This is a genomic window from Bradyrhizobium sp. Kon37, assembly GCF_055807535.1.
The window spans coordinates 1-235 of sequence record NZ_JBVVOY010000341.1 but is presented as its reverse complement, the minus strand read 5'-3'; the positions used below and the strand labels follow the sequence as shown (position 1 = coordinate 235).

Sequence of the window (235 nt, the reverse complement as noted above, 5' to 3'; positions counted from 1 at the left end):
CTCCTTGGCGGCAACGCGGTCCTCGTCGGTGCTGTTGGGATCGCGGCGAACTCGCTCTTCATGGACGGCAAGAAGCACCGCATCGAGACCGAGGGCGACAAGAAGGGCGAGAAGTCGGGCTTCTACGTCGGCCACCTCGACGGCCACCCGGCCGGTTACATCAAAAACAACCGCACCGGCGTCGAAATGAAGTGGAAGGCCAAGGGCTACGCCCTGGACCCCGCCGAGAAGGCCA

Annotated in this window: 1 protein-coding gene; it reads left to right on the top strand. The window is 64.3% G+C overall.

Annotated elements, in window-relative coordinates; translation table 11 throughout:
• The coding region (locus AC0L3J_RS38405; RefSeq protein ID WP_473350622.1) for a hypothetical protein at nt 1–235 on the top strand (235 nt) is incomplete at both ends.